The 3660-nt window shown below is 43.4% G+C and carries 4 protein-coding genes; all 4 read right to left on the bottom strand.

Annotated elements, in window-relative coordinates; all coding sequences use genetic code 11:
- On the bottom strand, window positions 1-240 hold a 240-nt coding region (gene fabA, locus B3M51_RS07240), incomplete at its 3' end, for a bifunctional 3-hydroxydecanoyl-ACP dehydratase/trans-2-decenoyl-ACP isomerase (RefSeq protein WP_292757924.1).
- A gap of 150 nt (window positions 241-390) precedes the next feature.
- Window positions 391-1710, bottom strand: coding sequence for a TolC family outer membrane protein (locus B3M51_RS07235; RefSeq protein ID WP_292757922.1), 1320 nt, complete (start codon window positions 1708-1710; stop codon window positions 391-393).
- Between the two features lie 141 nt (window positions 1711-1851).
- Entirely contained in the window at window positions 1852-2502 is a 651-nt protein-coding gene (locus B3M51_RS07230) for a response regulator transcription factor (protein WP_292757920.1), read from the bottom strand.
- Window positions 2503-2517: 15 nt separating this feature from the next.
- On the bottom strand, window positions 2518-3660 hold a 1143-nt coding region (locus B3M51_RS07225; RefSeq protein ID WP_292757918.1), incomplete at its 5' end, for an HlyD family type I secretion periplasmic adaptor subunit.

The following is a 3660-nucleotide window of genomic DNA, read 5'->3' as shown; positions in this document are numbered from 1 at the left end:
GCAACCCGGCATAACGGGATCTCCCGGAAAATGGCATTTAAAAAACCATAAATCCGGATGAATATCCAGTTCAGCAATGATTTCACCTTTCCCATAGGCGCCACCATCATTTGAAATATGACTGATGCGATCCATCATCAGCATATTCGGTACTGGCAGTTGGGCATTACCCGGGCCAAACATTTCTCCATGGCCACACTGCAAGAGTTCCTCGAAGGAAAAAGATGATTGCTTACTCATGAAATTCTAAAATAACCCTACAAATTAAGCACGACATAATAGCATGATAGTTTGAATGCAGAAAAAGATGCAGCTATCAACGCACTGGTTCTAATAAAAAGCCATACCCTACGGCATGGCTTATCGATTTTATTGAGCTGTGGAGAATGATTATTTACGGTTATCAGCAACTGTGGTTGCCGCAGCAGGCGCAATTATCTCAAGACTTTCCAGTAATAAACCCATACTGTTGAGCAGCCGATACATCGTAAAAATTTCATCATATTGAGCATTCGTCAGTGCGATACGCGCCCGGAACAATTCATTCTCGGAATCCAGCAAATCCAGTAATGTGCGCTGGCCAAAGTTAAATTGTTGCTGATAGGCATCGCGGGTTTTTTCAGCTGATGCAGCATATTCTTCAAAGTATGACATTTGTCTGCGTACTGTTTCCAGAGCATTCCATGACAAACGGACACTCTGCTCCACTTGACGGTGCGTATTGTTGCGAATTTCAGCCGCCTGATTAATCAAAAATGCTGTCTCTTCGCGTCTTGCCGCATCTTTGCCACCATTCAACAGATTGTAACGTAGCCTGAACATGGCAGTGACATCTTTATCCGTTCCACGAACGCCATCAATATCATGATCAGAACGAGTGCCTAATTCAAAATCAACGCGCGGTAAAAAAGCAGCTCTGGTTACGTCATGTTGTGCATTGGCCGAAGCAACGTCAGCTTGAGCGGAACGTAAGGTTGGATGATTCTGGATGGCGATATTAACCGCTTCTTCCACTGATATTGGCAACAACGGTTCTGGTGATGGGGGCTGCGACAATGAGGATGGAGCTTCACCTACGACCCGTAAATAATTGGTTTCGGCATCACGCAAATTGCTTTGCTCAGCCATTAAATTGGTTTCCGCTAATGCCAGGCGACCCAAGCTCTGATCCATGTCAGCCCGTCTTCCTACGCCACGTTCGCTGCGTAAGGTAATCTGATCATGGGTACGCAGATGAGATTCCAGATTGGTTTGTGCTAATTCCACAAGTTTCTGCCGGCGCAACACATTAAGATAAGCTTCTGTCGCCTCTAAAGCCGTATTTTCAGCCACACTGTAAACTGAATGTGCGCGTGAATCGGTTCTGGCTTTTTGACGTTCAACCTCATTTTTGGTCAGGCTGCCATCGTAAAGCATTTGCCGTAAATTCAAACTGGCTTCATCACGATTTAAATGAATCTCACCATCACCACGGTTTCGAGAAGCTGGATTATCAGTTGACTCCCAACCGGTTCCTAGCCCCAAATCAATTGTCGGGAAATAACCTGCCTGCGCCTGTTCAATTTCTTTGGAAACCGCCTGACGCTCACTGATAGAAGCCAAAACATCCGGATTGGTTTTTAGAGTGGTATGAATTGCTTCCTGTAATGTTTCAGCTTGCACAAAGCTACAGCAGAGCAATGATGGGATTAAAAAAAGCGCTTTGTTCATATTCTTTTCCTAGTTCAAAGCAGTAATTAGTATTCTTTATCAAGGGTCACTACCGATTACAGCTTCTCCCCTCCCGAAGTAATACTTACTATTCCATTACCGGCCGATTGTAGTCAAAACAGTTCAAATACACAATCTAGTCTATCGAAGATCCCTAAAGACGATAGCCAGAGAAAGACGATCAGGTAAACTCATTTTCTGAAAAATGGTCGTTAAGTGAGCTTTCACTGTTCTTTCAGTGATATTCATATTACGAGCGATCATTTTGTTGGTCGCACCATGACTTACCATTTTGGCCACTTCCAGTTCTTTTGGAGAAAGTGTTTCTGCTGCTTTACGCTGTTTTTCACTCACTTCTGGAATATGACTGATTTCATCTATCAAACCGGATATCACATGACGCTCGACCCAGACTTCACCATTCAAAATCAATAGCAGAGCTTCCTGTAATTTGCTCATCGGCAAATTTTGATTGAAATAACCACGAGCGCCCTGCTTCAATGCGGCTATTTGTACCGGGATAGGCCGTGGAGGGCCAATCACCAGAATTCTGCTATCCGGGCATAGCTTTTTGAGTTCACTGATAACCTGATCAGGATTGTCATCCAGCAAAAATTGATGGCAAAGCACCAATTCTGCGGTTTGTTTTTTTACTGCGTCGAGTAAACCGTTAATATCCTTATAAAGGCTAACCTCGTACAAAGCTGGCAATGCATCGGTTATGACACGTGCCACATCCGCATCTGCAGTAGCCAGATAAAGACTTTTTTCAGTCTCTGTAATTACAGTCATCGTTCAACCTTAGCCTCAACGCTCTCTCAATGCTTCATTTTTTGCTTTCAGTATGGGCTTTAATAAATAATCAAGCACGGTTTTTTCACCAGTCAGAATATCTACGGTCACTGTCATGCCCGGAATAATTCCTAATTCACCCATACTACTTTTTATAAAATTTTGTTCTGTGCGTAAATAGATAAGATAAAAACTTTCATCTTCTTCATTAGTGATGGTATCCGCACTGATTCTTACCAGCTTTGCCTCTAGTCCACCATAAATTGAAAAGTCATACGCTGTAAACTTTATTATTGCTTCCTGGCCTGGTCTTAAAAAAGCAATGTCTGCTGGTCGTATCTGAGCTTCGATAAGTAAATTATCTTCTAAAGGAACAATTTCCACCAGATCCATACCTGGCTGTATGACTCCACCGATAGTATTGATCATCAAGCGTTTGATGGTTCCTTTCATTGGCGAACGTACATTCGTCCGGGTCACCCTATCCTTTAATGCCGATACAGATTCTTCAGTACGTTCCATTTCAGCGCGCACCTCACTGAGCTCTCTTGCCGCTTCTGACTCAAACCGGGTAACTGCTTCATTTATTTTCTGCTGAACTTCATCAATAGAAGAGCGAATACGGGGAATCGCCAGACGATTTGAGTCCATTTCACCCCTCAGATCATTGACGGTACGTTTCAGTCTCAATATCTCAACTTCTGACATGACGCCAGCTTCCAGAAGAGGTTCGGACATTTTTAATTCCTGATTACTCAACTCAAAACTGCGACTGAGCTGCTGTTGCCTAGCCTGTTTTTCAACCAGTTCCTGCCTGCGCTGTTCAGCTTGTCTTTTTAAAACATCAATCGTGCTTTGCAATTGTAATTGTCGTGATTGATACAATCCCCGTTCTTCTGCTGCCAGCTCCGGCTGATTGATCATCAGTTCGTCGGGAAGCTCCAATGGCTTGACCTCACTCTCTGCACTCAATCTTGCCGTTCTAGCCAACAGCTCCCAGTAAGTTAATTTAGATTCTCGAAATGAAGATGAAAAACGTGTGTCATCAATCTTTAATAGTACATCGCCTTTTTCAACCATTTGTCCTTCACTCACCAGAACATCCGCCAGAATGCCCCCTTCGAGATTTTGAATTATCTGAACTTTGCTGGAGGGAAC

This window comes from Methylophaga sp. UBA2689 (genome assembly GCA_002354555.1).
Classification (GTDB): Bacteria; Pseudomonadota; Gammaproteobacteria; order Nitrosococcales; family Methylophagaceae; genus Methylophaga.
The sequence above is the reverse complement of the archived record's forward strand: the minus strand, read 5'-3'. Positions and strand labels throughout refer to the sequence as shown.

What these genes read in the sequence shown, in the direction of transcription:
- B3M51_RS07235 (WP_292757922.1), bottom strand. Translation starts at nt 1,710, where the DNA reads ATGAACAAAGCGCTTTTTTTAATCCCATCATTGCTCTGCTGTAGCTTT.
- B3M51_RS07230 (WP_292757920.1), bottom strand. Translation starts at nt 2,502, where the DNA reads ATGACTGTAATTACAGAGACTGAAAAAAGTCTTTATCTGGCTACTGCA.